A 25,008-nucleotide genomic window follows, 5' to 3' on the forward strand; every position below is an offset into this window, starting at 1 on the left:
GCACCCGATGGCGTGTGCCCCCGCCCTGTTCCAAGGAGTTCCCGTGGCCATCTCGGTCTTCGACCTGTTCTCGATAGGCATCGGCCCGTCGAGTTCCCACACCGTCGGGCCGATGCGCGCCGCCCGCATGTTCGCCCTGCGCCTGCGCAACGAAGGACTGCTGGACTCCGTCGCCTCGGTGCGCTGCGAGCTGTACGGGTCACTCGGCGCGACCGGCCACGGGCACGGCACCCCGAAGGCGGTGCTGCTGGGCCTTGAGGGCGCCTCGCCGCGCACGGTCGACGTGGAGGGCGCGGACGACCGGATCGAGACGATCAAGACCGCCAAGCGCCTGTCCCTGCTCGGCGAGCACGAGATCGCGTTCTCCTTCGACGCCGACCTGAAGCTGCACCGCCGCAAGGCCCTGCCCTACCACGCCAACGGCATGACCCTGTGGGCGTACGACGCCTCCGGGGCGGAGCTGCTGTCCAAGACGTACTACTCGGTCGGCGGCGGGTTCGTGGTCGACGAGGAGGCGGTCGGCGCCGACCGCATCAAGCTGGACGACACCGTCCTGAAGTACCCCTTCCGCACGGGCGACGAGCTGCTGCGCCTGACGAGGGAGACGGGTCTGTCGATCTCCGCGCTGATGCTGGAGAACGAGCGGGCCTGGCGCACCGAGGACGAGATCCGCGAGGGACTGCTGGACATCTGGCGGGTGATGCAGGCGTGCGTCGCGCGCGGGATGTCGCGCGAGGGCATCCTGCCGGGCGGGCTGCGGGTCCGCCGCCGGGCCGCCGTCACCGCGCGCCAACTGCGCGCCGAGGGCGACCCGCTGGCCCACGCGATGGAGTGGATCACCCTCTACGCGATGGCCGTGAACGAGGAGAACGCGGCGGGCGGCCGCGTGGTCACCGCCCCCACGAACGGCGCGGCGGGCATCATCCCCGCGGTCCTGCACTACTACATCAACTTCGTCCCCGGAGCCGACGAGGACGGAGTGGTCCGCTTCCTCCTCGCCGCCGGCGCGATCGGCATGCTCTTCAAGGAGAACGCCTCCATCTCCGGCGCCGAGGTCGGCTGCCAGGGCGAGGTCGGCTCCGCCTGCTCGATGGCGGCGGGCGCGCTCGCCGAGGTGCTGGGCGGCTCCCCCGAGCAGGTCGAGAACGCGGCCGAGATCGGCATGGAGCACAACCTCGGCCTGACCTGCGACCCGGTCGGCGGCCTGGTCCAGATCCCGTGCATCGAGCGCAACGGCATGGCCGCGGTCAAGGCGGTCACCGCGGCCCGCATGGCCATGCGCGGCGACGGCTCCCACAAGGTCTCCCTGGACAAGGTCATCAAGACCATGAAGGACACCGGCGCCGACATGAGCGTCAAGTACAAGGAGACGGCCCGGGGCGGGCTGGCGGTGAACATCATCGAGTGCTAGGGCGTGCCGCCCGGTCCTGGCACTGACGTGCAATCCATGGCGCCGTGAGTCGCCCTAATGTCTCCCGCGAGGCAAGAGCGGAACAACTCCAGGGAGGCAATTCCATGGGTACAGGAGACCTCAGGCTGCTGTGCACCGCCGCCACCGGCAGCGAGGACGTCGTTCTCGCGGAGAGCGAGCGCGCGGCCCTGGCCTGCATGCTCAGCACCGGTTTCGAGGACGAGGCCGTCACCTCCTCGCTTCCTTCCGGCGCCGACCGATAGGTCAACGCTCCGACGGGCCCGCAGCCGTACTCCTCCGAGTCGGCTGCGGCGCTCTTTCTCACTTCGAGAGGGGTCATTGATGACGGAAGGCGCCACGGTGGACGTCGCCGGGCCGATCCAGGCCGGCGAACGGGAGAACGAACTCGCCGACGCCCTGCGGCAGGGTCTGTCCGCCGCTCGCTCGCTGGGCCTCGAAGCCCGTTTCGTGCCGGTTCTGGAGGCGGAGTCCGGGGCGTGGGCGTGCGAACTGAGAAAGGGCGCGACCCGGGTCGAGGACGGATTCGGCCTGGGAAAGGGCGCTTCCGAGACGGCACGGGTGGGCGCCCTCTTCGAAGCCCTCGAACACTACGTGAGCGAAAAGGGCTGCTTCGATCCCGGCGCGGTGCGCGGCGAGCGGGCCCACGCGCTCGCCCACCACGACAGCCCTCTGTTCCAGGACCAGGCCGTCCGGCTGCTCGGCGAGTTCGCGGACGGCGAGATCGGGTGCCTGGAGTACGAGGACGTCTTCTCGGGGGCGGCCGTCCCGGTGCCCGTCTTCCTGTCCACGCCCGGCTACGTGGACGCCGATCCGTCCTTCCGTGCCGCTCTCGGCGACACCTACGACTACTCCGCGGTGTGGCGGTACTCCAGCAACAACGGCTGGGCCTCGGGTGTCACGGTGGACGAGGCCACGGTGCACGCGCTCAACGAGGTCGTGGAACGCGACGCCTTCTCGCTGCTGCTGATCGGCCAGTTCCTCCGCCGCAGGCGTCCGCCGCTGCGCGTCGTGGACCGGGCCACGCTGCCCGCGGCCCTGGCGCGGCTGGCGGACCTGGCCGACGAGGTGACCGGCCGGAGCGTCCACCTGATCGACATGACCACGGACGTGGCGGTTCCGGCCTACCTCGCCTTCCTGCCGCCCCACGACGGAGATCCCGCCCGTATCCGCGGCTGCGGTGCGTCCCTGTCGTCCGACCACGCGGCGCACCGGGCGCTGAGCGAACTGATCCAGATCCAGGGTGCCGCGCAGTTCGCCGACGCGGACGCCCTCTTTCCCTCCGCGATGTTCCCGCGGCACGACGGTACGCGGGACTTCCCGGCACTGCGGTCCTGCCGGCTGGCGGATTTCACCGCGCTGCTGCCCACCGCCGAGCCGGTGCCGTTCGAGTCGACGAGCCATCCGGCGACGCCCCGGGAGCATCTGGACGAACTGCTGCGCCGCCTTTCCGGCCACGGGTTTCCGGTCCTGCGCCGCCGGGCCGAAACCCCGCGAGGCCTCGCCGTGGTCAACGTCTTCGTTCCTGGAATGGAGCGCTTCATGCTCGTGACCGACGGCGTCACGGTCGTTCCCGGCCCGCGCGGACGCCACTACCTGGGGAATTGACCCGCCTGGGCTCCCCGCGGTCCCGGAGAGGCGGAGATGCGGAGACGACGTGACCGGCATCCGTGAACTCCTGCGGCTTCGCCCGGACGCCCGGGTCGTACCGGACGCCTCCGGTGCCACCCGCGTCTACGCCGGGCAGCGAGGGACCTTCCTCGGCGCGCTGACACCGTGCCAGAGCGCGGCCCTGGAGGTGCTGGGCGCACAGGCCGCGGACGACGAGTCGCTGCTGAGCGCCGTCCGGAGCCGGGTGGCCGAGCCGGACCTGCCCCGGGTGCGCGAACTCGTGCGCGGGCTGCGGGCGCAGGGCTGGCTCTCGTCGACGCTGACGGCCGGCCGGACACGGCTGCTGACCTTCCGGCCGCTCGGCCCGGCCGCCCCGCCCCCGGCCCCCTCCCCCGCCGCGCCGGACCCCGCGGATCTGCGGTTGTCCCGGTTCGCCGTGCTGCGCGCGGACACGTCGGGGATGGTGCTGGAGTCGCCGCTGGCGCATGTCGCGGTGGAGATCCACGACGCGGGGCTGGTGGGCCTGCTGGCCTCGCTGCCCGTACGGACCGCCCGGGACGCGGGGGCGGAGCGGCCGCATCCCGTGGAGTGGCGCGAGGCGGTTCCGGCGGTCCTCGGCGCCCTGGCACGGCAGGGTTTCCTCGTCCCGCGGGACGGCGGCCACGAGCGCGCGTTCCGCTACGCCCAATGGGCGCCGCACGAAATGCTGTTCCACAGCCGGAGCCGGGACGGCCGGCACGACGCGCCCTTCGGGGGCACCCGCTGGGCCGAGGGGATCGCCGACCCCCTGCCCGCCGTCCGTCCGCCCTTCGGCGGGCCGGTGGTCCCGCTGCCCGCGGCGGACCTGGGGGAGCTGCGGTCCCGCGACATGACCCTCACCGAGGCGCTGGAGGACCGCCGTTCGCTGCGGCGCCACGACGACGCGGCACCGCTCACCGTCGCCCGGCTCGGCGAGTTCCTGTACCGCTGTGCCCGCAACCGGGGCGTGCGCGGGGACGGGAAGCAGGAGTTGGGCGACCGGCCCTATCCGTCCGGCGGCCGCAGCCACGAGCTGGAGATCTATCCGCTCGTCGAGCGGGTCGACGGGGTGCCGTCGGGCCTCTATCACTACGACCCCGAGCGGCATGTGCTGGAACTGGTCACGCCGCCGGGTCCCGCCGTGCGACGGCTCTCGGAGATGGCACGGCTGACCGCGCTGATGTCCTCTCCCCCTCAGGTGACCTTCCTGGTCACCGCGCGGTTCGGGCGGGTCATGTGGAAGTACTCCGCGATGGGGTACGCCATGACCCTCAAGCACGTGGGCGTGCTCTACCAGGTGATGTACAGCGTCGCCACGGCCATGGGGCTGGCGGGGTGCGCTCTGGGCAGCGGTGACAGCGACGCCTTCGCCGCGGCGACGGGGCTGCCCTGGGAGACCGAGTCGACGGTGGGCGAGTTCGTCCTCGGAAGCCGGGCCGCCGGCGATCCGTGACGGATCGCGCCGGTGCAGGCGGTCACCGCGCCGAACACCCCGTCCGCCCCTGCCTGTTCGCCGTCCCCGCACTTCGCGGCGGGTGCCGGGGTCCGTCGTGGACCGGACGTGAACCAGCCGTAGACCGGCCGTGAACGGCCGACCGGTTCTCTTGACCCCACGGCGATCGCTCGGGCGGTCGCGGTCCCGGGGAGCGGAGGAGGGTACGGATGGCCGACAGGGTCCTCGGTCGGGCGGCGCGCACCGACGAGGCACCGCATCTCCCCTCCGCGGACGCCCCGTTCACCGGCCCGGCGAGGGCGGCGGAAGGCGGGTGCGGCCTCCGGACGGCCCCGGAGGGAACACCGCAGGAGCTCCCCGGCCCCGGTGCACAGGGCCCGTCGCTGCCGCTCCTGCGGGCGGCCAGGAGTGCCATCGAGGCGAACCTGGACCGGCCCGACCTGTCGCCCGCGCTGATCGCGCGGGTCCTCGGGGTCTCCCTGCGGACGCTGCACCGTTCCTTCTCCGGGTCCGGTGACTCCGTCATGTCCTTCGCCCGCGCCCGGCGTCTGCACAGGGCGCACGACGAACTCCTCGGCTCGTCCCCCGCCCGGCGGATCTCCGAGGTCGCGGCACGATGGCACTTCTCGGACGCCAGTCACTTCGTCCGGCACTTCAAGGCCGCCTTCGGCACCACCCCGACGCGCCACATCGAAGCCCACCGCGGGAAGGACGCGCCCTGACGGCACGAGAGGGTCGGCGGTGCGGATCCGGGGAATACGGAACACGCACTCTCAATTCCTGCTCCCCGGGGAGTCCCCCACATGCTGCACGGTATCGACGTGAGCGCGTACCAGTCCTCCGCCTACGACACCGACGGCGTCTCCTTCGTCTTCATCAAGGCGACGGAGGGACGTTCGTACGTCAATCCCAAGCTCGCCGCCCAGACCAGGACCGGCCGTGACGCCGGACTGGTCGTCGGCTACTACCACTTCCTGTGGCCCGGTGACCTCGACGCCCAGGCCCAGTACTTCGTCCAGCACGCCCCCGAGAAGGCGGGCGAGATCCTCGCCGTCGACTGGGAGACCACCGGCGCCGGCACCCACGCGAGCAACGCCGAGAAGGACCGCTTCATCCGCGCGGTGCAGCGGCTGCGGCCCAGCCACCGCGTGGTGCTCTACACCAACCGCGACTTCTGGCTGAACGTCGACACCACCTCGTTCGCCGGCGACGGCCTGTGGATAGCCGACTACGTCAGCGCCGGGCACCCGCGCATCCAGGCCGACTGGCGTTTCCACCAGTACACCAGCGACCCGCACGACAAGAACGTGGCGGACTTCGCCTCCAAGGCGGCCCTCAAGTCCTGGGCGGTGAAGGGCGGCTGAGCCGGCGGCGGGACCGGGCTCCCCGGAACCCTCCCGCCGCCGGCCGCCCGACGGGCGCGGCGCGCGCCCCGGGTCGTCCCCGGAGCCCGGCCTATCCCCGGAAGGCCTCCGGCCGCTCGGGCGACGCCTCCGCGAGGGCCTTGCGCACCTCCTCGGCGCCGGCCCGCAGGCCGTACACCGGGGTGCCCGGCTGCTGGCGCCAGGAGTCGTCGATGCCGCCGTTGTCGACCGTGTCGAAGCCGAGTTCGTCGATCAGGGCGCGGACGACCCGCTTGGCCGCCTCGTCGTCGCCGGAGACCGGGACGGCCTGGCGGTCGGGGTCACCGGCGGGACGGTGGCGGTCCAGGATGTCCTGGGCGTAGGTGCCGTTGAACGCCTTGATCACGGAGTGTCCGATCTGCCGCTCGGTCCAGCGGCTCTCGGTCAGGTCCCCGTCCTCGATCCCGTCGATGCGGCCGTCGCGCTCGCGCGGGTAGTAGTTGCCGGTGTCGATCACGGCCACGTTCGCCGCCGCGCCGTCCAGCAGGCCCGCGGGCAGGGCGGGGACCGCCTTCACCGGGACCGTGACGACCACGACCTCGGCGCCGCGCGCGGCCTCCTCGGCCGGCACGGCCGTCGCCCCCGTCTCCTCGGCGAGGTCGCGCAGGGTCTCGGGTCCGCGCGAGTTCGCCACGGACACCTCGTGGCCGAGGGCGGTCAGCCGCCGGGTGAGGTTGCCGCCGATGTTGCCCGCGCCGATGATGCCGATCTTCATGACTGGCCTTTCGCGATTCGATGCACGCGCATGCATGCACTGGCATGCGGCGACAACCCCGGGCGCGCGGGACCTATTCCACGGCTGAGCCGACCGGGTGAGCGCTCAGCCGCCGAACGGATCGGCCAGTTCCGCCCCGAGCACCCGCACCGCCGCCTCGGCGTCACCGGCCGCCAGCGCCCGCACAAGCGCCGCGTGGGCCTCGTCCCCGGTGCCCGGGTCGGCGGCACGCAGACCGGTCAGCGCCAGCAGCTCGATCAGGCCCGCCCGGAGCACCGGCCTGATGCCCGAACCCCGGCTCCTGCTGCTCGACGAACCGGCCACGGGCCTGGACCTGCCGGGCCGGGAGCGGCTGCTCGGCGCGCTGGACGCGCTGCGCCGCACGCACCCGCACCTGGCGACCGTCCTGGTCACCCATCATCTGGAGGAGCTGCCGGCGGGCACCACGCACGCCCTGCTCCTGCGCGACGGCCGGGCGCTGGCGCAGGGCCCCGGCGCCGAGGTCCTCACCGGCGACCGGGTCGGCACGTGCCTCGGCCTGCCGCTGACCCTGGAGCGGCACGGCGGCCGCTGGACCGTGCGCGTCGAGTCCCGCGCGTGAGATCCGGCCCCGGACACGCGGAAGGGGGCCCGGGTTCCGGGCCCCCTTCCGCCGCGCCGCCGGCGCCTACTTGTTCAGGTGGGCCCAGAACTCGTCGAACGACAGGACCTTGTCGCCGTCGAGGTCACGGGTCTTGATGATGGCCTCGGCCACCGTCACGGTGACGTTCCAGTCGCCCCCCTGCGCGAGAGCGGACTTGAACTCGTCGGCGGTGATGAAGCCGTCACCGTCCGCATCGATCCGCTCGAACTGCTTGCGTGCTTCCTCGATGTCCGCCACCGGATCCGCCCCTTTTTGTTCGTCGTGCCTGTGCCATGTCGGCGTGCTGTCGCAGGTCAGATTAACGGTCCGGGCGAGCCCGCAGGGCCGCGGCCGTCCAGGTGAACTCCTGCGCGTGACGTGCGAGGGGCCGTCCCTCAGTTCGAGGCGGGCGAGGAACTCGGTGTCGTACAGCCGGTGGCCGCCGGCGGAGCGGCCCACCCGGGTGAGCACGCCCTCGTCGGACCGGTACCGGATGGTGCGCACGGTCAGTCCGGTGGACCTGGCCGGCTCACCGATGGTGAGAAGTCCGGTGCTGTCGTCGACCACGTCTGCGAGTGTGAACCTTCCAGTGGGTGGAGACTCAAGGAGCGGGCGCGGCCATGGAGACCTTGGCGGACATTCTCGACGCGGCGGCCCGCGGTGCGTTCCCGCCGGCCGACGGCCGTACGACCGTCGTCCCGCAGCCGTCCGCCCGGGACGCGGGGGTCCTCTCGTTCACCGCGCACTCGGTGGTCTTCACCGACGAGGACCCGCGGTGGGTGCACGAAACCCTGCGCGCGATCCCGTGCGATCCGCTGTGCGCGACCATGAACGCCCGTTTCCTCACCGCCCTGATGGACCGTACCGGCCGTGAGCAGGAGACCGTCGACGCGCTGCTGGTCGCGCAGCCGCTCCCGGGCCGCCCCGGCCTTCCGCTGACCGAACTCACCGGTCCCGGCCACGCCCTGGTCGCCTATGCCCGCGCCCGCCGTACCGAGGTGCGGGCCTGGGCGGCGGAGGGCGGCGTGGTGGTGCTGGGCCGTGGGGTCGCGGGGCGCCTGGAGGTCTCGGTGGAGGTGGACGAGGCGGTACGTCGGCGGGGGCTGGGCCGGTCGCTGGTGACCGCCGCCCGGCAGCTGGCCGGGGAGCCGCTGTGGGCGCAGGTCGCGCCGGGGAACGCCCGCAGCGTGCGGGCGTTCCAGGCGGCCGGCTACCGGCCGGTCGGCGCCGAGGCGCTGCTGCTGCGGGCGTGAGCCCGGCGGTCAGCGGAAGATGCCGGTGTGGCCGAGGGAGTAGCGGCCCGGCTGCGGGTAGACGGCGAGGCCGTGCGGGCCGCTGCCGACGTGGATGCGGGCCAGTTCGGCGCCGGTGCCGGTGTCGATGGCGTACACCTCGGAGTTGTACCGGCCTGACAGCCACAGCACCTTGCCGTCCGCGGACACCCCACCCATGTCCGGGCTGCCGCCGCCCGGCAGCTGCCACTTCTTCGTCAGCTGCTTCCGGGCGAAGTCGAAGACCGAGATGGTGCCCTCGCCCCGGTTGGAGATGTACATCTCGCGGGAGTCCCGGCTGACGTACAGGCCGTGCGCGCCCTTGCCGGTGGCCAGGAACGCGGGCTTGGTGAAGTGGTCGCCGTCCAGGATCCACAGCCCGTCGGCCATCATGTCGGCGATGTAGAACAGCTTGCCGTCGGGCGAGACCTTGACGTCCTGCGGCATGGCTCCGTGGTACGGCAGCTTCTCGTGCCGGAGCACCTCCATCTTCTCCGTGTCCACCTTGAGCAGCTCTCCGCTGAACTCGCAGGAGACGATGAAGTACCGGCCGTCCAGGGAGAAGTCGGCGTGGTTGACGCCGTAGCAGGTGACCGGGACGGCCTTGACGGTCTTCATGGTGTGGGCGTCCCTGAAGACCAGCTGGCGGTCGTTGGAGGCCATCACGATCGCGTACTTGCCGTTGGGCGTGAAGTACAGGTTGTAGGGGTCGTGCACGGGCACCGGCTGTCCGGCCCGGCCGGTGCGCGGGTCGATGGGGGTGAGGCTGTTGCCGAGGTCGTTGTTGACCCACAGGGTCTTCAGGTCCCAGGACGGCACGACGTGCTGGGGCTGCCGGCCGACCCGGATGGTCTCCGTGACCCGGTAGGTCTTCGGGTCGATGACCGTGACCGTGTCGGAGTTGGTGTTGGGGACGTAGATCCGGGTCGGGAAGTCCTTGACGACGGGCGACAGGTTGCCGGGGCGGTCGGCGGCGTACACGTCGTGCGGGTCGAGGACCGGGGGCATGCCCGGCAGGACGTCGACGGCCGGCTGCGCCTTCTTCGCCTCCGCCTGCGCGGGGGCGGTGCTGCGGGCGGCCGGGGTCTCGGGGTCCCCGGATCCGCCGCCGCACGCGGACAGCAGCGCGAGGACGGCGAGGGCGGCGAGGGCGGCGGGCAGCCGGGCGGCTTTCGTGGTTCGCATCAGCTCAGCAGCTCCGTGGTGGTGACCGCGTGCAGTCCGCGGCGGTCGAGTTCGTGGAGGACGTCGGGGAGGGCGTCGGCCGTGTCCTGATAGCCGAAGTGCATGCTCACCACCGAGCCGCCGGTGACCTCCGCGAGCACCTTGCGGGTGATGGCGGCCGCGCCGGGCCGGGTGTAGTCGAGCGAGTCGACGTCGTACGACAGCACGTGCCGGTAGCCGGCCTCGGTGGCGAGCCGGGCGACGAGCGGCGACGCGGTGGGCGACCTGGACGGGCGGAACCAGCTGCCGATCGAGCCGGTGAGCCGTCGGAGCCGGTCCGCGCAGTCGGTGATCTCCGCGCGGGCACCGGCCTCGGCCATGGCGTTGACGGAGACGTGCCGCTGGGTGTGGTTGCCGAGGTCGTGGCCACCGTCGAGGATGCGGCGGGCCATGGCCGGAGACGCGTCCAGCCAGCTGCCCACGGCCAGGACCGTGAGGCGGGCGCCGTGTTTCTCGGCGGTGGTCAGGATCCGGGTGGCGAGGACGGGGTCGCCCTGGCCGTGGAAGGTGAGGGCGACGGCGGTGCTCGTGCGCGGCCCGTGGGTGATCTGCAGCGGCAGGCCGGGGAAGGCGCGCGGGGCGGGCGCGGAGGGCGCGGCCGAGGTGGGGGTGGTCGATGCGAGGTTGGCGGCCAGGTGCGGGGGCGGTGCGCCCGTACCGGTGGTGCCGCACCCCGTGGCGAGTGTGCCTCCGGCGATGAGGCCGGCGCCTGCGCGGAGGACGCCGCGTCGGTTGGAGGTGGTCACCCGTCCCATTTAAGGGGGGTGGGGTAAGAAAACGGGTGATTGACCTGATAGGGGGCTTGTCAGGCGAGCCGCTTACCGGTCCGCCACGCGCATCTCGAACCAGGTGGTCTTTCCGCGCGGCAGCAGGTCGACGCCCCAGCGGTCCGACAGCTTGTCCACCAGGAACAGGCCGCGCCCGCTGATGTCGGTGTCCTGGACCGGGATCAGGCACGGCAGCCCGCGCGAGGGGTCCCGCACCTCGACGCGGATCCAGCCGGGGCGGCGGCGCATCCGCAGTCCGAACACGCGGGCGCCGGTGTGCCGTACGGCGTTGCCCACCAGTTCGGAGACGAGTAAGACGGCATCCTCGGTCGTCTTGGGACTGAGCCGCCACTGGCGCAGGACGACGACCTGGACGAGCCGGCGGGCGGTCGCGGCGGACTCGGGGCGGGACGGCAGCGGGACCTCGGCCTCCGTCGGGTTGCCGAACAGCTCGATCGCTTTCAGTGCCCGCTCGTCCTCGACCGCAGGCGACCACCGCGCCGCGGCCGCACGGCTGTGTCCCCGCGGCTGTTCGATGCCCTCCAGCCCCGCCATGCCCCCATCATGGCCGTCCGGCGTGGCCTCCGGGGCCGTTCCGGAGGAATACGCCCCCGTCGCACTCCCGTCCGGCACCGGTCGAACGGCATATGCCCATGGCATTTCAGGGGCGCTCACGGCCTGCCCCACCTGCGGTGACGACGCGTCTCCGGGCAATCGACGGCTCCCTCGACAAGGCAGACTTAAGGGTGCGTTAAGGCTCCCATAAACCGCCCCGTCGAGGGACCGGGAACGAGACATCACGTCAATTGCAAGCGGTTCGGCGAGGTTTCACAACCGACGCGGGATCAGAGGAACTTGGCCTTGCCCGGCCCTTCCTCCACGAAACTGCGCATACCGCGCTCGCGGTCCTCGGTCGCGAACAGCCCTGCGAACCAGTTCCGTTCGACGGCGAGCCCGGTCTCCAGGTCGGTCTCCAGACCGGTGTCGACCGCCTCCTTGGCCGCGCGGAGCGCGATCGCGGGCCCCCGCGCCAGCCGGGCCGCCCAGGCGTGCGCCTCGGTGTAGACGTCGGCGGCGGGCACGACCCGGTCGACCAGACCGATGGCGAGGGCCTCGTCCGCCTTGACCATGCGGCCGGTGAAGATCAGGTCCTTGGCCTTGGAGGGGCCGACCAGCCGGGGCAGCCGCTGGGTGCCGCCGGCGCCCGGGATCAGCCCGAGCTGGATCTCCGGCTGACCGAGCTTGGCGTTGTCGCCGGCGATCCGGAAGTCGGCGCACAGGGCGAGTTCGCAGCCGCCGCCGAGGGCGTATCCGGTGACGGCGGCCACGACCGGCTTCGGGATGCGGGCCACGGCGGTGAAGGCGTCCTGGAGACCACGGGAGCGCACGATCATGGCCGCGTGGTCCATGTGCTGCATTTCCTTGATGTCGGCCCCCGCCGCGAAGACCTTCTCACCGCCGTAGATGACGACGGCGCGGACGTCCGCGCGACGGGTGGCCTCCTCCGCCAGTTCCTTGAGCCGGTCCTGGGTGCCGACGTCCAGGGCGTTCATCGGGGGCCGGTCGAGGCGGAGGGTCCCGACACCTTCGGCCACTTCGAGGGTCACAGTCATGCCCGCAGGTTAGCGGGCGTTCACCGCCCTCACGCGGTCCACTGCTTCCAGGACATGTTCCAGCCGTTGAGGCCGTTGTCCGGGGAGACCGTCTCGTCGTGCGAGTTCTTGACCGTCACCACGTCGCCGATGATCGAGTGGTCGAAGAACCACGCGGCCGGCACCCCGCGGTCGCCGCCGCCGCGGACGTCCCGGAGCCCCACGCACCCGTGGCTGGCGTTGTAGTTGCCGAAGGCGTCCCCGCCCCAGTAGTTGCCGTGGATGAAGGTGCCCGACGTGGTCAGCCGCATCGCGTCCGGCACGTCCTTGATGTCGTACTCGCCGCCGTAGCCGACCGTCTCGCCGTTCATCCGGGTCACCCGCAGCTTCTCGCTGATGACCATCTGGCCGTTCCACGTGTCGTAGCCGGGCTTGCCGGTCGTGACGGCGAGGTTCTTCACGACCTTGCCGTCCTGCATCACCTTCATGGTGTGCTTCTTGGCGTCGACGACGGACACCTGGTTGCGGCCGATCGTGAACTTCACCGTCTTGGCCTGCTTGCCGTAGACGCCGTCACGGCCCTGGACGCCGTCCAGGTTCAGCGTGACGGAGACCTTCGTGCCGGACTTCCAGTAGTGCTCGGGACGGAAGTCGAGGCGGTCGTTGCCGAACCAGTGGCCCTCGACGTCGACCGCCGGCTCGGTCTTGACGGTGATGGCCTTCTCCACGGCGGCCGGGGCGGTGATGCCCCGGGTGAACCGGATGGAGAACGGCATACCGACGCCGACCGTGGAACCGTCCTCGGGCGTGAAGTAGCCGGTGAAGGTGTTCTTCGGGGTGAGCGTCGTGAACGTGGCGTCCTCGGCCGACTCACGCCCCGCGGAGTCCTTGGCGACCGCGTGCACCGTGTACTTGGTGGAGCTGGCGAGGTGCCCGGCCGGCGTCCAGCCGGCCCCGTCCGCCGCGATCGTGCCCTCGACCTGGTGGCCCTTGGAGTCCTTGACCTCCACGTCGGTCAGCCGGCCCTTGGCCGCGCTGACCTTGAGCGCCCCGCTGGTGTCCACGTCGGTCGCACCGGACTTGGGGCTGATGCTGACGGTGGCGAGCGACTGCTTGCTCGCCTGCGTCGTCGAGTCCTTCTCCTTGCCGGCCCCGTCCCCCTTGCCGGAGGCGCCGCCCCCGCACGCGGTGACCGCCATGAGCAGAACCCCGGCCACGACGGCCAGACCCTTGCCACGGGTCCGGACCGCCGCCCCCGATATCGGCCGTACGTTCAAAGTCGTTCTCCCCTCCGAGGGCCTGGTCAGGCCCACCCCGGCGCGTTCCGCCCGCGCATTTGCGCATAGTAACCGGAGGGTTTTGAGCGTGGTGTTGGGCGAATGTCACCGTTGCGTCGCAACTTCCGTCGCCTCGCGCGGAGGTCTCCGCCCGGCACCGGACCGGCGGCGACCGGTCACGTGAGCGCGCCGCCCGCCTTCCACTCCTTCCACCCCATGTTCCAGCCGCCGAGGCCGTTGTCGGCGGCCACCGTCTTGTCGTTGCTGTGCACGACCTCGACCACGTCCCCGATCAGGGAGCGGTCGTAGAACCAGCCGGCCGGGGTGTCCGAGCTGCCGCCCTTCACGTCGAGCAGGCCCACGCAGCCGTGGCTGACGTTGACGCGTCCCGGCGCGTCCGGCGCCCAGTAGTTGCCGTGCAGGAACGTGCCGGAGTCGGTGAGCTTGAGGGCGTGCGGGACGTCGGGGATGTCGTACTCGCCGCCGAAGCCGACCGTCCGGCTGTTCATGCGGGTCACCTCATGCATCTCCATCACCACCATCTTCCCGTTGTAGGTGGTGTGGGCGGGCGCGCCCGCGGTGATCGGCACGGTGGCCAGGAGGTTGCCGTCACGGCGGACCTCCATGGTGTGCTTGGCCGCGTCGACCAGGGAGACCTGGCTGCGGCCGACGGTGAAGGTGAACGTCTTGTGCTGCAGGCCGTAGACCCCGCGGGCGCCTTCGACGTCGCGCAGTTCGAGACCGACGGTGACCACCGTGCCGGGCCGCCAGTAGTGCTCGGGGCGGAAGTCGAGGCGGTTCTTGCCGAACCAGTGCGGACGGATCTCCACGTCGGGCCGGGCACTGACCCGCACCGCCCGCTCGACCGCCGCGCGGTTGTCGATGTCGCGGCTGAAGGCGAGGGAGACGATCATGCCGGTGCCGACGGTGGCGCGGTTCTCGGGGGTGACGTACCCGATGAAGCGTTCGTCGGGGACCAACGTGGTGAAGGTGGTGTGCCGGGCCGAGCGGCGGCCGTCGCCGTCCCGGGCGACGGCGTCGACCGTGTACTTGGCGGCGAGCGCGAGTTTCGGGTCGTCGGGCTGCCAGGTCGTGCCGTCCGCGGCGACGTGCCCGGGGACCGGGGAGTCCTGGGCGTCCTGGGACTTGACGACACTGACGGACTCCAGGCGCCCGCCGGGCACCCGTACCGTCAGCCGTGCGCCCGGGCGTACGGCCTTGGTGCCGTCGCCCGGGGAGATGCGGATGACGTCCTCGGGGGCGGGTGGTGCCCCGCCGAGGACGTGGTCGATGCCGAGTCCCGCTCCGTCGTCCGAGGAGCAGCCGGCGGCGCCCGCCAGCAGCCCCGCCCATGTCAGTACCGCGGCCAGCGCGGCCCCCGCGCGCCGTGCGCGCCGTTGTGGATGCCTCACGTGGGACTCAACGACCGGCCCCGCCCCGGGGAAACGTGAGTGCGACGCCGGCACTGGGCAGAACAGAGGGAAGGACGACGAGCTGGGGAGCCGCCGCGCCCGTGCGAGAGCCGTCACGGGCGTGCCCGTAGCGAGCCGCCGACCGTACCCGGGACCGGGAGTCCGGGCACGGCCGGCCGGCCGGACACGGGTCGCGCGCGCCCCGCGGATCGGCGAGCCGCCGAACGACAAAGGGGCCGACAGGTGACGAGCGCAGCCGAGCAGCAGGGGGCACGGGCGCGGGCCCCGAGGGCGGACGCCCCGGTGGTGAACGGGACGGCCCTGCCCGTCCCGGCCGCCTGGCCGGGGTCGTCGACCCCGCTGGGCGCCCGGTTCCGGGTCGGCCCGGACGGGGTGGCCGGCACCAACTTCGCCCTGTGGGCGGCCGGGGCCGAGGCGGTCCGGCTCTGTCTCTTCGACGAACAGGGGCGGGAGACCAGGATTCCGCTGACCGAACTGACGCACGAGATCTGGCACGGGTTCGTGCCGGGCGTGCTGCCGGGACAGCGGTACGGCTACCGGGTCGACGGCCGCTGGGACCCGTGGACCGGCGCCCGCTGGAACCCGGCGAAGCTGCTGCTCGACCCGTACGCCCGTGCGGTGGACGGCGAGTTCGGGCTGCCGCCCGAGGTGTACGGGCATGTCAGGGACTGGCCCGACCAGCAGGTCGCCGACACGGTCCGGGACGACCGGGACTCGGCACCGCACGTCCCGAAGGGCGTGGTCGTGCACGACGACGACGACTGGTCGGACGACCACCGCCCGAAGACGCCGTGGGCGGACTCCGTCATCTACGAACTGCACGTGCGCGGCTTCACCAGACTGCACCCGGGCATACCCCCCGAACTCCGCGGCACCTACGCGGGCCTGGCCCACCCGGCCGCCGTCGAGCACCTCGTGAACCTCGGCGTGACGGCGGTGGAACTGCTGCCCGTGCACCAGTTCGCGCACGAGGACCACCTGCTGAAGCGGGGCCTGCGCAACTACTGGGGCTACAACTCCATCGGCTACTTCGCCCCGCACGCGGCCTACGCCGCCTCCGGTACGACGGGACAGCAGGTCGGCGAGTTCAAGCGGATGGTGCGGGCGCTGCACGCGGCCGGCATCGAGGTCGTCCTCGACGTGGTCTACAACCACACGGCCGAGGCCGGGGAGCTGGGGCCGACGCTGTCCCTGAAGGGCATCGACAACCGCGGCTACTACCGGCTCCAGGACGACGCCCGCCGGTTCGCCGACTACACCGGCTGCGGCAACACCCTGCACGTGGTCAGGCCGCACGTCCTGCGGCTGATCACGGACTCGCTGCGGTACTGGGTGACCGAGATGGGCGTGGACGGCTTCCGCTTCGACCTGGCCGCCGCGCTGGCCCGCTCGATGCACGACGTCGACATGCTCTCCCCCTTTCTCGCGGTGATCGCCCAGGACCCGGTGCTGCGCCGGGTGAAGCTGATCGCCGAGCCGTGGGACGTGGGCTCCGGCGGCTACCAGGTCGGCGCCTTCCCGCCGCTGTGGACCGAGTGGAACGACCACTACCGGGACGCCGTCCGGGACTTCTGGCGCGGCGCCCTCCCGGACGTCCGCGACCTCGGCTACCGCCTCTCGGGCTCCAGCGACCTCTACGCCTGGGGCGGCCGGCGGCCCTACGCGTCGGTCAACTTCATCACCGCGCACGACGGTTACACGCTGCGCGACCTGGTGTCGTACCAGGCCAAGCACAACGAGGCCAACGGCGAGAACAACCGCGACGGGGCCGGCGACAACCGGTCCTGGAACTGCGGGGCGGAGGGCGAGACCGCCGACGAGGGCGTGAGGGCGCTGCGCAGACGGCAGTTGCGGAACCTGCTGACGACCCTGCTGCTGTCGACGGGCGTCCCGATGCTGGTCGCAGGCGACGAACTGGGCCGCACACAGCGCGGCAACAACAACGCCTACTGTCAGGACAACGAGATCAGCTGGCTGGACTGGGAGCTGCTGGACGATCCGCAGTGGCGGCCGCTGTTCGACCTGACCTCCCGCCTGATCCGGCTGCGCCACCGGCATCCGGTACTGCGCCGCCGCGCCTTCTTCTCGGGCCGGGCGCACTCGGCGGACGGGCTGCGCGACCTCGCCTGGTTCACGGCGCGGGGCGAGGAGATGACCGAGGGCGACTGGTACGCGCCCGCCGCCACTCTCGGCATGTTCCTCTCCGGGCGGGACATCCCGGGCCGGGACGAGCGCGGGGCGCCGGTCCTTGACGACAGTTTCCTGACCGTCCTGCACGCCGGTGACCGCCCGGCGCGGTTCCTGCTGCCGGGCCCGCCGTGGGCGGAGCGCTACGAGGTGCTGGTGGACACCTCGCGGGAGGATCAGCAGGAGGCTCCCTCGGTGGTCCACGGGGCCGGGACGGCGATCACGGTGCCGGCCCGGACGGTGCTGCTGCTCAAGGTGGCCGGCTGAGGCCTCGCGCCGGGCGGCGCCGGCACCTCGCGTTCGCGGGCGGACAGCGGCTCGTTGCCGGGGGCGGCGGGGGTGCGGACGGCGGGGACCAGGCGGGAGGAGACGGCCGGGGAGAGGACGGTACGGCCCTCAGCGGCGGCGCGGACGGCCGTGAACAGCTCCTCGCGCGGGGCGTCCTTGAGCAGGTGGCCGGTGGCGCCCGCCTCGATGACGGATGGCATGCGTCGAGGGTCCCGTCCGGGCCGGTCGCCGCACATCGCCCGGCCCGCTGGAAACCGCGTCGGCCGATCGGTCGACGCGTGGCTCCTGTCGTCCGACCGCTCGAACGTTCCCCCAGGTCGTAGGACCACCGGCGGAGTGCGGTCCGGCCAAAACTCGGTGGGCGTCGTCAGTGGCGTTCCGTAGGCTCGCTCCTGATGCCTCCGACACGTGCAACCACCAAGGACCGGTCCGCCGTCCGTTCCCTGCTGCGCCTGTGGCCGTACGTACGGCCGGTCCGGGTGCGGCTGTCCGTCGCCGCGTTCGTGGCGGTGATCGCCTCCTGTGTGGGGCTGGTCATCCCGCTCGTCCTCAAGTGGATGGTGGACGGCCCGGTGGCCGACCGCGATCCCGGCGGGGTCTGGCTCGGCGCGCTGTACCTGCTGCTGCTCGGGACAGCCGAGGCACTCCTCTTCGGGATGCGGCGCTGGCTGGTGGCCCGGCCGCTGTCCCGTGTGGAGGCGGGGATGCGGGCGGACCTCTATGGCCATCTGCAGCGGCTGCCGGTCGCCTTCCACGACCGCTGGCCCTCCGGCCAGCTGCTCTCCCGGGCCACCACCGACCTGATGCTGCTGCGCATGTTCCTCGCCTTTCCGCTGACCTTCCTGCTGGTCAACGGGGTGACCATCGTCATCGGCGTGTTCATCATGCTGCTCCAGGACTGGACGCTCGGCCTGGTCATCCTCGTTCCCACCGTCCCCGTGATGTGGACGTGCGCGGTCTTCGAGAAGCGGTACGCGGCGGTCGCCCGGCTCGCCCAGGACCAGGTCGGCGACCTGACCACGGTGGTCGAGGAGAGCGTGCTCGGCATCCGCATCATCAAGGGGTTCGGCAGGCACCGCAGCCAGGCCCGCGCCTTCCGCGACCTGGTGTGGAAGCTGCGGGGCACGGAGTTGCGCAAGGCGCGGATGCTGGCGGCGATCTGGGGCGTCATCGTGACCCTCCCGGAGCTGGCCGTCGGAGCGGCCCTGGTGTGGGGGTCGGTCCAGGTCGCGGAGGGCGAGCTGAGCGCGGGGACGCTGGTGGCGTTCCTGTCGACGGCCCTGGCGCTGCGCTGGCCGGTGGAGTCGATCGGCTTCCTGCTGGCGATGAGCCAGGAGGCGGCGACGGCGACCGAACGGTACTTCGAGGTACGGGACGTAGCGCGGGAGGACGCGGGTTTTGAAGCGCCCCGAGGGGGCGCGGGGAACTGCGCGACCAGACCCCACGCACCCGCACCCGACCAGGACCACGACGAGGACGAGGACCAGGACCAGGACCAGGACCGCGACGGCATCCGCTTCCGGTCCGTCTCCTTCCGCTATCCCGACGCCTCCCCCGGCTCACCGCCCACCCTCGCCGAGATCGACCTGCACGTCCGCACCGGCGAGTCCATGGCCCTGGTCGGGGCCACCGGCAGCGGGAAGACCACCCTCACCGCTCTCATCCCCCGCCTGCACGAGACCACGTCGGGACGGATCACCCTCGACGGCCGGGACATCACCGCCATACCCCGCGAGGAACTCCGCTCCCTGGTCGCCGTGGCCTTCGAGGAACCCACCCTCTTCTCCGCCTCGGTCGGCGAGAACGTGCTGATGGGCGCCGGTGACGGAGCCGGCGCACCGGAGCTGGAGCGGGCCCTGGCCATCGCCCAGGCGGACTTCGCGCACGCCCTCCCCGACGGCACCGCGACCCAGGTCGGCGAGCAGGGCCTCAGCCTCTCCGGCGGCCAGCGCCAGCGCCTCGCCCTGGCCCGCGCGGTCGTGGGACGGCCCCGCTTCCTCGTCCTCGACGACCCGCTGTCCGCCCTGGACGTGCACACGGAGGCGGCCGTGGAGGCGGCCCTGCGCGAGGTGCTGTCCGGCACCACCGCCCTGATCGTCGCCCACCGCCCCTCCACCGTCCTGCTCGCCGACCGCGTCGCCCTGCTCTCCGACGGCCGGGTCACCGCCGTCGGCACCCACCAGGAACTGCTCCGCGGCAACGCCGAGTACGCCCGCCTGATGTCCGGGGAGGACCACCGCCGATGACCGCCGCCACCTCCCTGCCCGCCCCCGACGAGGACGACGAACGCGCCCGCCGCGAGGCCGCCGACGACGCCGCGTCCGCCACCGGCCCCGGCGATCCCTTCGACCGGGACGTGCTGCCGGTGCCGGCCGGCGCCACGGCCGCCCTGCTGCGCTCGCTGCTCGCGCCGCTGAGGGCGCGGGTCGCCGTGACCACGGTCCTGCTGCTGTTCCAGCAGGCCGCCGCCCAGGCGGGCCCGCTGCTGGTGGCCTACGCCATCGACCGTGCCGTGCCGGCGTTCCGCGACCACGACCACGGACCGCTGATCGCGGTGGGAGCCGGCTACGCGCTGAGCGCCCTGCTCTCCGGCGGTCTCCAGTACGCCTTCATCGAGGCCTCCGCGCGCGTCAACCAGGACGTCCTCCTCGACCTGCGCGGCCGTATCTTCCGCCACGCGCAGGCGCTGAGCGTCGACTTCCACGAGCGCTACACGTCCGGCCGGCTGATCTCCCGCTCCACCACGGACGTCGAGTCGCTGCGCGAGCTGCTGAGCGAGGGCCTCCAGGAACTCGTCACGGTCATCCTCTCCTTCCTCTACATCTCGGCGATGCTGCTCTGGCTGGACCTGGGCCTGGGAGCGGTGGCCGTCGCCTCGTTCGTGCCGCTCTACCAGCTGGTCAGGCTCTACCAGCGGCGCGCGGTACGGGTGTACAAGGCGCGGTCCACGGCGATCGCGGCGGTGATCGTGAAGTTCGTGGAGACGATGAACGGCATCCGCCCGGTGCGCGCGTTCCGCCGGGAGGCCGCCAACGACGCCGAGTTCGCCGTGCTCAACCACCGTCACGAACGCACCAACGGCGACGCGCTCCTCGAAATGGCGCGGTACGTCGTCGGGTCCCGGCTGGTGGCCAACACCTCGGTCGCGGTGATCGTGCTGTGGGGTGCCTACCGGGTGGCGTCCGGCTCGCTGGAGCTGGGTGTGCTGGCCGCGGCCGTCCTGTACCTGCGGCGGCTGTACGACCCGATCGACCGCCTCGGCATGTTCCTCAACTCCTACCAGTCGGCGGCCGCCTCGCTGGAGAAGATCGCGGGCCTGCTGGCCCAGACGCCGTCCGTGCCCGAGCCCTCGGTCCCGCGCGAGCTGCCGCCGGCGGGCGAACTGCCCGGCCGCGAGGTCGTCTTCGACGGTGTCCGGTTCGCCTACCGCACCGGTGGCGAGGTGCTGCCCCGTTTCGATCTCGCGCTGCCCGCCGGACAGACGGTCGCGGTGGTCGGCTCCACGGGCGCCGGCAAGTCGACCCTCGCCAAGCTGCTGGCCCGCTTCTACGACCCGACCGAGGGACGGGTCCTGCTGGACGGCGTGGACCTGCGCGAACTGAGCGTGCCCGCACTGCGGCGCGGGGTCGTGATGGTCACCCAGGAGGCGTTCCTGTTCTCCGGGACGGTCGCCGACAACATCGCCATCGGCCGCCCGGACGCCACCCGTGAGGAGATCGAGGAGGCGGCCGAGGCGATCGGCGCCCACGAGTTCATCGCCGCCCTGCCGGACGGCTACGACACGGACGTCCGCAAGCGCGGCGGGCGCATTTCGGCCGGGCAGCGCCAACTGGTCGCCTTCGCGCGCGCCTTGCTCGCCGACCCGGCGGTGCTGATCCTCGACGAAGCGACCAGTTCGCTGGACATCCCGGGCGAACGGGCCGTGCAACGGGCCATGTCGACGGTGCTGAAGGGCCGTACGGCGGTGGTGATCGCGCACCGGCTGTCCACCGTGGAGATCGCCGACCGGGTCCTCGTGATGGAGCACGGCCGGATCGTGGAGGACGGCCGCCCGGCCGAACTCATCGCGGGCACGGGCCGGTTCGCGGACCTGCACCGGGCGTGGCGGGACAGTCTGGCCTGACGGCGGGAACAGGGGGGCGCAGGGTGATCGACGCGTACGAGGATCCGGGCACGCCGGACACACGCGGCGGCTGGTGGTACCTGTGGTGGCTGGTGCGCCGGCAGCCGGGCCGCTCGCTGGCCGGCGCGCTGCTGGGCAGTGCCTGGCTGACGCTGATGGCCGGCACGCCGTACCTGATGGCCCGGGCCGTGGACGACGGCCTGGTGCCGGGCCGGATGACGGTGCTGGCCGGGTGGACGGCGGCGGTCTTCGTCCTCGGGGCGGTCAACGCGTGGATCAGCATCATGCGCCACCGCACGATGACCCGGGTCCGCATGGACGCCTACTTCCGCACGATCAAGGTGGTCGTCGGCCACGCGGTGCGGCTCGGGGCGGCGCTGCCCCGGCGGGCCGGAGCCGGTGAGGTCGTCACGATCGGCGTCGGGGACGTGCACACCATCGCCCAGGCGCTGACCGTGGTGGGACCCGGTGTGGGCGCGGTCGTGGTGTACGGGGTGGTGGCCGGCCTGCTGATGCCGATCTCGCCGCTGCTGACCGGTGTGGTCCTGCTCGGGGTGCCGGTGGTGGCGCTGCTCGCGGGCCCGCTGACCCGGCGGCTCCAGGGCAGGGAGACCGAGTACCGGGAGCGCCAGGGCGTCCTGACGGCCCGCATCGGCGATCTGGCGGGCGGCCTCCGCGTCCTCAACGGCCTCGGCGGCAAGGGCCTGTTCGCGGACGCCTTCCGCGAGGACTCGCGGCACCTGCGCGTCCAGGGCTACCGGGTGGGCGCGGTCGCCAGCTGGGTCCAGGCCCTGGGCGTCGGCCTGCCCACGGTGTACCTGGCGGTGGTGACCTGGATCGCCGCCCGGATGGCCGCCCGCGGGGAGATCACCGTGGGCGAGCTGGTGTCGGTGTACGGCTATGTCGCCGTCCTGGTGGGGCCGGTGGCGTTCTTCCTGGACATGGGCTATCAGCTCAGCCGGGGCGTGGTGGCCGCGCGCCGGGTGGTCCGCCTGCTGCGCCTGGCCCCGGAACCGGACGAGGGCACCGAGCGGGCGCCGGCCGGACCGGCGGTCCTGCACGACCCGGAGTCGGGGGTACGGGTGCGGCCCGGACGGCTGACGGCCCTGGTGGGCGCCGCCGGGGCGGAGACGGGGGCGGTGGTGGACCGCCTCGGCCGCTACGCCCCGTCGGACGCGACCTGGGGAGGCACCCGTCTGGACGCCGTTCCGCTGTGGGAGGTGAGGTCGCGGATCCTGGTGGCCGACCACGAGTCCCACTTCTTCGCCGACACCCTCCGCAACTCCCTCCTGGGCGCGGGACCTTGTCCGGCGGGCGGCCACGACACGCCTGCCGGCGGCGCGGCGGACCGCGCGACAGGCCGCCGCTCGCCGTCAGCCGCCTCGCGGCCCTCGGACGCGCTCTCGGACGCGCGGACCGCCCGCGCCCTGCACGCGGCGGCGGCCACCGACGTCCTGCGGGCCCTCCCGAACGGCCTCGACTCGGAGCTGTCCGCCCAGGCCCGCAACCTCTCCGGCGGCCAGCGCCAGCGCGTCCGGCTGGCGCGGGCGCTGCTGGCCGACCCCGAGGTCCTGCTCGCCGTCGAACCCACCTCGGCCCTGGACGCCCACACCGAGTCCCTCGTGGCGGAGCGCCTGCCCACCGCGCGGGCCGGCCGCACCACCCTGCTCACCACCACCTCGCCGCTGATGCTGGCCCGCGCCGACGAGGTCATCTACCTGGTCGACGGCAAGGTCGCAGCGACCGGCACGCACGAGGGCCTGCTGGAGTACGAGCCCGGCTACCGCGCCCTGGTGGCCCGGGACGCGGAGGAGGAAGAGGAGGCCGTGCGGTGACGTCGAACCAGCTGCCCGTCGCCGAACGGGCCGCCGTGCGCCGGGCCCTGGTCCGCCTGGTGCTGGCCGACCGCGGGGCCTTCGGCGCCGCCCTGCTGCTGAACGCGCTCGCGGCCGGCGCGGGACTGGCCGGCCCCTGGCTGGTGGGCCGGATCGTGGACGCGGTGCGGGCCGGCCGCGGGGTCGGCGCCGTCGACCGCCTCGCCCTGTGGATCCTGCTCTGCGCGCTCGTCCAGTTGCTGCTCGCCCGCTCCGCCCGCTACCTCGGCCACCGGTTCGGGGAGCGGACCCTGGCCCGGGTGCGCGAGGAGTTCGTGGACCGGGCGCTCGCGCTGCCCGCGTCGGTGGTGGAGCGGGCCGGCGCCGGGGACCTGACCGCGCGCGGCACCTCGGACGTGGGCACCGTCGGCACCACGCTGCGGGACGCCGGACCCGAGCTGCTGGTCTGCTCGGTGCAGGCGCTGTTCGTGATGGCCGCGGTGTTCGCGCTGGACCCGGTCCTGGGCGCGTGCGGGGTGCTCGGGCTGGCGCCGGTCTGGCTGGCGCTGCGCTGGTACCTGCGGCGGGCCAGGGACGGCTATCTCGCGGAGGGCGGGACGACGTCCGGGGTCGCGGAGATCGTGACGGCGACGGTGGCGGGCGCGCGCACCGTGGAGGCGTTCCGGCTCCAGGAGCAGCGGATCACGGCGGGCCGGCAGGCGCTGGAGGCCAACCGGAAGGCCCGCTTCTACACGCTGTACCTGCGGACCGTCTTCTTCCCGGCGGTCGAGGTGTCGTACTCGGTGCCGGTGGCCGGGGTGCTCCTGGTCGGCGGGCTGCTGCACGCCGGGGTCGGTGTGACGGTGTCGGCGGCGCTGTATCTGCGGCAGTTCACGGAGCCGCTGGACCAGATCCTGATGCGGGTGGAGCAACTTCAGGCCAGCGGCGCCTCGTTCGCCCGCGTGGAGGGGCTGGCGCAGGCTCCGCGGACGGGGCGGGACGGCGGGTCGGCGGTGCCCGCGGACGACCGGATCGACGTGCGCGGGGTGCGGTTCGCCTACGAGCGGGGCGGCGAGGTGCTGCGCGGGGTGGATCTCACGGTGCGGCCCGGGGAGCGGCTCGCGGTGGTCGGGCCGTCCGGTGCCGGCAAGACGACGCTGAGCAGGCTGCTGGCGGGCGTGGACGCGCCCGGGTCGGGCACGGTCACGGTGGGCGGGGTGCCGATCGCCGGGCTGGAGCCGGAGGTGCTGCGCCGCCAGGTCGTCCTGGTCACCCAGGAGCACCACGTCTTCCTCGGCACGGTCCGGGACAACCTGCTGATCGCCGAACCGGCCGCGAGCGACGCGGACCTGTGGTCGGCGCTGGCGGCGGTGGGCGCCGACGGGTGGGTGCGCGGCCTGCCCGGCGGCCTCGACGCGGTGCTGGGCGCGGGCGGCCGGGCCACGGACGGCTCGCAGGCGCAGCAGCTCGCCCTCGCCCGGGTGGTCCTGGCGGATCCGCACACGCTGATCCTGGACGAGGCGACGGCGCTGCTCGACCCGGCGACGGCCCGGCACGCCGAGCGCGCGCTGGCCGCCGTGCTGGCGGGCCGTACGGTCATCGCCATCGCGCACCGGCTGCACACCGCGCACGACGCCGACCGGGTGGCCGTCATGGAGGGCGGCCGGCTCACCGAACTCGGCACCCACGAGGAGCTGGTGGCGGCGGGCGGGGCGTACGCGGCGCTCTGGGCGACCTGGCACGGCGACCCGGCGACGTGAGATCCGGTCACGCGGCGAACG

The 25,008-nt window shown here is 72.9% G+C and carries 21 protein-coding genes and 3 pseudogenes; 13 read left to right on the plus strand and 11 right to left on the minus strand.

Going from position 1 to position 25,008, the window contains the following annotated elements:
- Window positions 1-43 precede the first annotated feature (43 nt).
- From ACIRQ9_RS20590 to ACIRQ9_RS20615, 6 genes are all read left to right on the plus strand, one after another.
- A complete protein-coding gene (locus ACIRQ9_RS20590) occupies window positions 44-1,411 on the plus strand; it encodes an L-serine ammonia-lyase (protein ID WP_404175040.1) in 1,368 nt (455 codons plus the stop codon).
- Window positions 1,412-1,515: 104 nt separating this feature from the next.
- On the plus strand, window positions 1,516-1,674 hold the full coding sequence (locus tag ACIRQ9_RS20595) for a hypothetical protein (protein ID WP_404175043.1): 159 nt from the start codon (window positions 1,516-1,518) through the stop codon (window positions 1,672-1,674).
- A 79-nt stretch (window positions 1,675-1,753) separates the two neighbouring features.
- Window positions 1,754-3,037, plus strand: coding sequence for a YcaO-like family protein (locus tag ACIRQ9_RS20600; RefSeq protein WP_404175047.1), 1,284 nt, complete (start codon window positions 1,754-1,756; stop codon window positions 3,035-3,037).
- Between the two features lie 49 nt (window positions 3,038-3,086).
- On the plus strand, window positions 3,087-4,511 hold the full coding sequence (locus ACIRQ9_RS20605; protein WP_404175050.1) for a SagB family peptide dehydrogenase: 1,425 nt from the start codon (window positions 3,087-3,089) through the stop codon (window positions 4,509-4,511).
- Window positions 4,512-4,720: 209 nt separating this feature from the next.
- Window positions 4,721-5,233, plus strand: coding sequence for a helix-turn-helix domain-containing protein (locus ACIRQ9_RS20610; RefSeq protein ID WP_404175053.1), 513 nt, complete (start codon window positions 4,721-4,723; stop codon window positions 5,231-5,233).
- A gap of 81 nt (window positions 5,234-5,314) precedes the next feature.
- Window positions 5,315-5,875 carry a glycoside hydrolase family 25 protein gene (locus tag ACIRQ9_RS20615; RefSeq protein ID WP_404175056.1) on the plus strand — a complete coding sequence of 187 codons (561 nt, stop codon included), beginning with the start codon at window positions 5,315-5,317 and terminating at the stop codon, window positions 5,873-5,875.
- Between the two features lie 91 nt (window positions 5,876-5,966).
- Here ACIRQ9_RS20615 and ACIRQ9_RS20620 read toward each other — a convergent pair whose 3' ends face one another.
- Together ACIRQ9_RS20620 and ACIRQ9_RS20625 are read right to left on the minus strand one after the other, a co-directional pair.
- A complete protein-coding gene (locus ACIRQ9_RS20620; protein ID WP_404175059.1) occupies window positions 5,967-6,665 on the minus strand; it encodes an NADPH-dependent F420 reductase in 699 nt (232 codons plus the stop codon).
- Window positions 6,666-6,734: 69 nt separating this feature from the next.
- Window positions 6,735-6,905, minus strand: a complete 171-nt coding sequence (locus ACIRQ9_RS20625; protein WP_404175147.1) for a hypothetical protein — start codon at window positions 6,903-6,905, stop codon at window positions 6,735-6,737.
- 4 nt (window positions 6,906-6,909) lie between these two features.
- Between ACIRQ9_RS20625 and ACIRQ9_RS20630 the strand changes: the two are divergent.
- Window positions 6,910-7,230, plus strand: a pseudogene (locus ACIRQ9_RS20630) (ABC transporter ATP-binding protein); the annotation flags it as partial.
- Between the two features lie 66 nt (window positions 7,231-7,296).
- Here ACIRQ9_RS20630 and ACIRQ9_RS20635 read toward each other — a convergent pair.
- Together ACIRQ9_RS20635 and ACIRQ9_RS20640 are read right to left on the minus strand one after the other, a co-directional pair.
- Window positions 7,297-7,509: an EF-hand domain-containing protein gene (locus ACIRQ9_RS20635; protein ID WP_404175138.1), complete on the minus strand. Its 213-nt coding sequence runs from the start codon at window positions 7,507-7,509 to the stop codon at window positions 7,297-7,299.
- Window positions 7,510-7,647: 138 nt separating this feature from the next.
- Window positions 7,648-7,818 (minus strand): annotated as a pseudogene (locus ACIRQ9_RS20640) (MerR family transcriptional regulator); the annotation flags it as partial.
- Window positions 7,819-7,871: 53 nt separating this feature from the next.
- On the opposite strand from ACIRQ9_RS20640, the gene ACIRQ9_RS20645 reads away from it, so the two are divergent.
- Window positions 7,872-8,504, plus strand: a complete 633-nt coding sequence (locus ACIRQ9_RS20645; RefSeq protein WP_404175062.1) for a GNAT family N-acetyltransferase — start codon at window positions 7,872-7,874, stop codon at window positions 8,502-8,504.
- A 9-nt stretch (window positions 8,505-8,513) separates the two neighbouring features.
- Here the strand turns inward: ACIRQ9_RS20645 and ACIRQ9_RS20650 are convergent, their stop codons facing one another.
- The 6 genes from ACIRQ9_RS20650 to ACIRQ9_RS20675 form a co-directional block, all read right to left on the minus strand.
- Window positions 8,514-9,707 carry a YncE family protein gene (locus ACIRQ9_RS20650; RefSeq protein WP_404175066.1) on the minus strand — a complete coding sequence of 398 codons (1,194 nt, stop codon included), beginning with the start codon at window positions 9,705-9,707 and terminating at the stop codon, window positions 8,514-8,516.
- Complete coding sequence (locus ACIRQ9_RS20655; RefSeq protein ID WP_404175069.1) at window positions 9,707-10,501, minus strand: polysaccharide deacetylase family protein; 795 nt, start codon at window positions 10,499-10,501, stop codon at window positions 9,707-9,709. Before ACIRQ9_RS20655 ends, ACIRQ9_RS20650 begins: the two co-directional genes overlap by 1 nt.
- A 63-nt stretch (window positions 10,502-10,564) precedes the next feature.
- The gene (locus ACIRQ9_RS20660; RefSeq protein ID WP_404175072.1) at window positions 10,565-11,173 is read right to left on the minus strand and encodes an ATP-binding protein; all 609 of its coding nucleotides are present in this window, start codon (window positions 11,171-11,173) and stop codon (window positions 10,565-10,567) included.
- Window positions 11,174-11,358: 185 nt separating this feature from the next.
- Entirely contained in the window at window positions 11,359-12,126 is a 768-nt protein-coding gene (locus ACIRQ9_RS20665; RefSeq protein ID WP_404175075.1) for an enoyl-CoA hydratase/isomerase family protein, read from the minus strand.
- Window positions 12,127-12,155: 29 nt separating this feature from the next.
- Window positions 12,156-13,382, minus strand: coding sequence for an Ig-like domain-containing protein (locus tag ACIRQ9_RS20670; protein WP_404175079.1), 1,227 nt, complete (start codon window positions 13,380-13,382; stop codon window positions 12,156-12,158).
- 176 nt (window positions 13,383-13,558) lie between these two features.
- Window positions 13,559-14,794 carry an Ig-like domain-containing protein gene (locus ACIRQ9_RS20675; RefSeq protein WP_404175082.1) on the minus strand — a complete coding sequence of 412 codons (1,236 nt, stop codon included), beginning with the start codon at window positions 14,792-14,794 and terminating at the stop codon, window positions 13,559-13,561.
- Between the two features lie 243 nt (window positions 14,795-15,037).
- Between ACIRQ9_RS20675 and glgX the strand changes: the two genes are divergently transcribed.
- Complete coding sequence (gene glgX, locus ACIRQ9_RS20680; RefSeq protein ID WP_404175085.1) at window positions 15,038-17,269, plus strand: glycogen debranching protein GlgX; 2,232 nt, start codon at window positions 15,038-15,040, stop codon at window positions 17,267-17,269.
- A gap of 17 nt (window positions 17,270-17,286) precedes the next feature.
- Here glgX and ACIRQ9_RS20685 read toward each other — a convergent pair.
- Window positions 17,287-17,478: pseudogene (locus tag ACIRQ9_RS20685) on the minus strand (DNA-binding response regulator); the annotation flags it as partial.
- A gap of 207 nt (window positions 17,479-17,685) precedes the next feature.
- Here ACIRQ9_RS20685 and ACIRQ9_RS20690 point away from each other — a divergent pair.
- Genes ACIRQ9_RS20690 through ACIRQ9_RS20705 form a run of 4 tightly spaced genes read left to right on the plus strand, consistent with a single transcriptional unit; the run spans window position 17,686 to window position 24,987 of the window.
- On the plus strand, window positions 17,686-19,536 hold the full coding sequence (locus ACIRQ9_RS20690; RefSeq protein WP_404175088.1) for an ABC transporter ATP-binding protein: 1,851 nt from the start codon (window positions 17,686-17,688) through the stop codon (window positions 19,534-19,536).
- Entirely contained in the window at window positions 19,533-21,413 is a 1,881-nt protein-coding gene (locus ACIRQ9_RS20695) for an ABC transporter ATP-binding protein (RefSeq protein WP_404175092.1), read from the plus strand. The genes ACIRQ9_RS20690 and ACIRQ9_RS20695 overlap by 4 nt, the downstream gene beginning before the upstream one ends.
- Window positions 21,414-21,436: 23 nt before the next feature.
- A complete protein-coding gene (locus tag ACIRQ9_RS20700; RefSeq protein ID WP_404175095.1) occupies window positions 21,437-23,248 on the plus strand; it encodes an ABC transporter transmembrane domain-containing protein in 1,812 nt (603 codons plus the stop codon).
- Window positions 23,245-24,987, plus strand: a complete 1,743-nt coding sequence (locus ACIRQ9_RS20705; protein ID WP_404175098.1) for an ABC transporter ATP-binding protein — start codon at window positions 23,245-23,247, stop codon at window positions 24,985-24,987. Before ACIRQ9_RS20700 ends, ACIRQ9_RS20705 begins: the two co-directional genes overlap by 4 nt.
- The last annotated feature ends 21 nt before the right edge of the window (window positions 24,988-25,008 follow it).

This window comes from Streptomyces sp. NPDC101237, from assembly GCF_044767465.1.
Classification (GTDB): domain Bacteria; phylum Actinomycetota; class Actinomycetes; order Streptomycetales; family Streptomycetaceae; genus Streptomyces; species Streptomyces gramineus.

Coding starts and splice junctions, on each gene's coding strand:
- ACIRQ9_RS20595 (WP_404175043.1), top strand. CDS start 1,516: ATGGGTACAGGAGACCTCAGGCTGCTGTGCACCGCCGCCACCGGCAGC.
- ACIRQ9_RS20600 (WP_404175047.1), top strand. CDS start 1,754: ATGACGGAAGGCGCCACGGTGGACGTCGCCGGGCCGATCCAGGCCGGC.
- ACIRQ9_RS20610 (WP_404175053.1), top strand. CDS start 4,721: ATGGCCGACAGGGTCCTCGGTCGGGCGGCGCGCACCGACGAGGCACCG.
- ACIRQ9_RS20615 (WP_404175056.1), top strand. CDS start 5,315: ATGCTGCACGGTATCGACGTGAGCGCGTACCAGTCCTCCGCCTACGAC.
- ACIRQ9_RS20620 (WP_404175059.1), bottom strand. CDS start 6,665: ATGCATGCGCGTGCATCGAATCGCGAAAGGCCAGTCATGAAGATCGGC.
- ACIRQ9_RS20645 (WP_404175062.1), top strand. CDS start 7,872: ATGGAGACCTTGGCGGACATTCTCGACGCGGCGGCCCGCGGTGCGTTC.
- ACIRQ9_RS20650 (WP_404175066.1), bottom strand. CDS start 9,707: ATGCGAACCACGAAAGCCGCCCGGCTGCCCGCCGCCCTCGCCGCCCTC.
- ACIRQ9_RS20655 (WP_404175069.1), bottom strand. CDS start 10,501: ATGGGACGGGTGACCACCTCCAACCGACGCGGCGTCCTCCGCGCAGGC.
- ACIRQ9_RS20660 (WP_404175072.1), bottom strand. CDS start 11,173: ATGCCATGGGCATATGCCGTTCGACCGGTGCCGGACGGGAGTGCGACG.
- ACIRQ9_RS20665 (WP_404175075.1), bottom strand. CDS start 12,126: ATGACTGTGACCCTCGAAGTGGCCGAAGGTGTCGGGACCCTCCGCCTC.
- ACIRQ9_RS20690 (WP_404175088.1), top strand. CDS start 17,686: ATGCCTCCGACACGTGCAACCACCAAGGACCGGTCCGCCGTCCGTTCC.
- ACIRQ9_RS20695 (WP_404175092.1), top strand. CDS start 19,533: ATGACCGCCGCCACCTCCCTGCCCGCCCCCGACGAGGACGACGAACGC.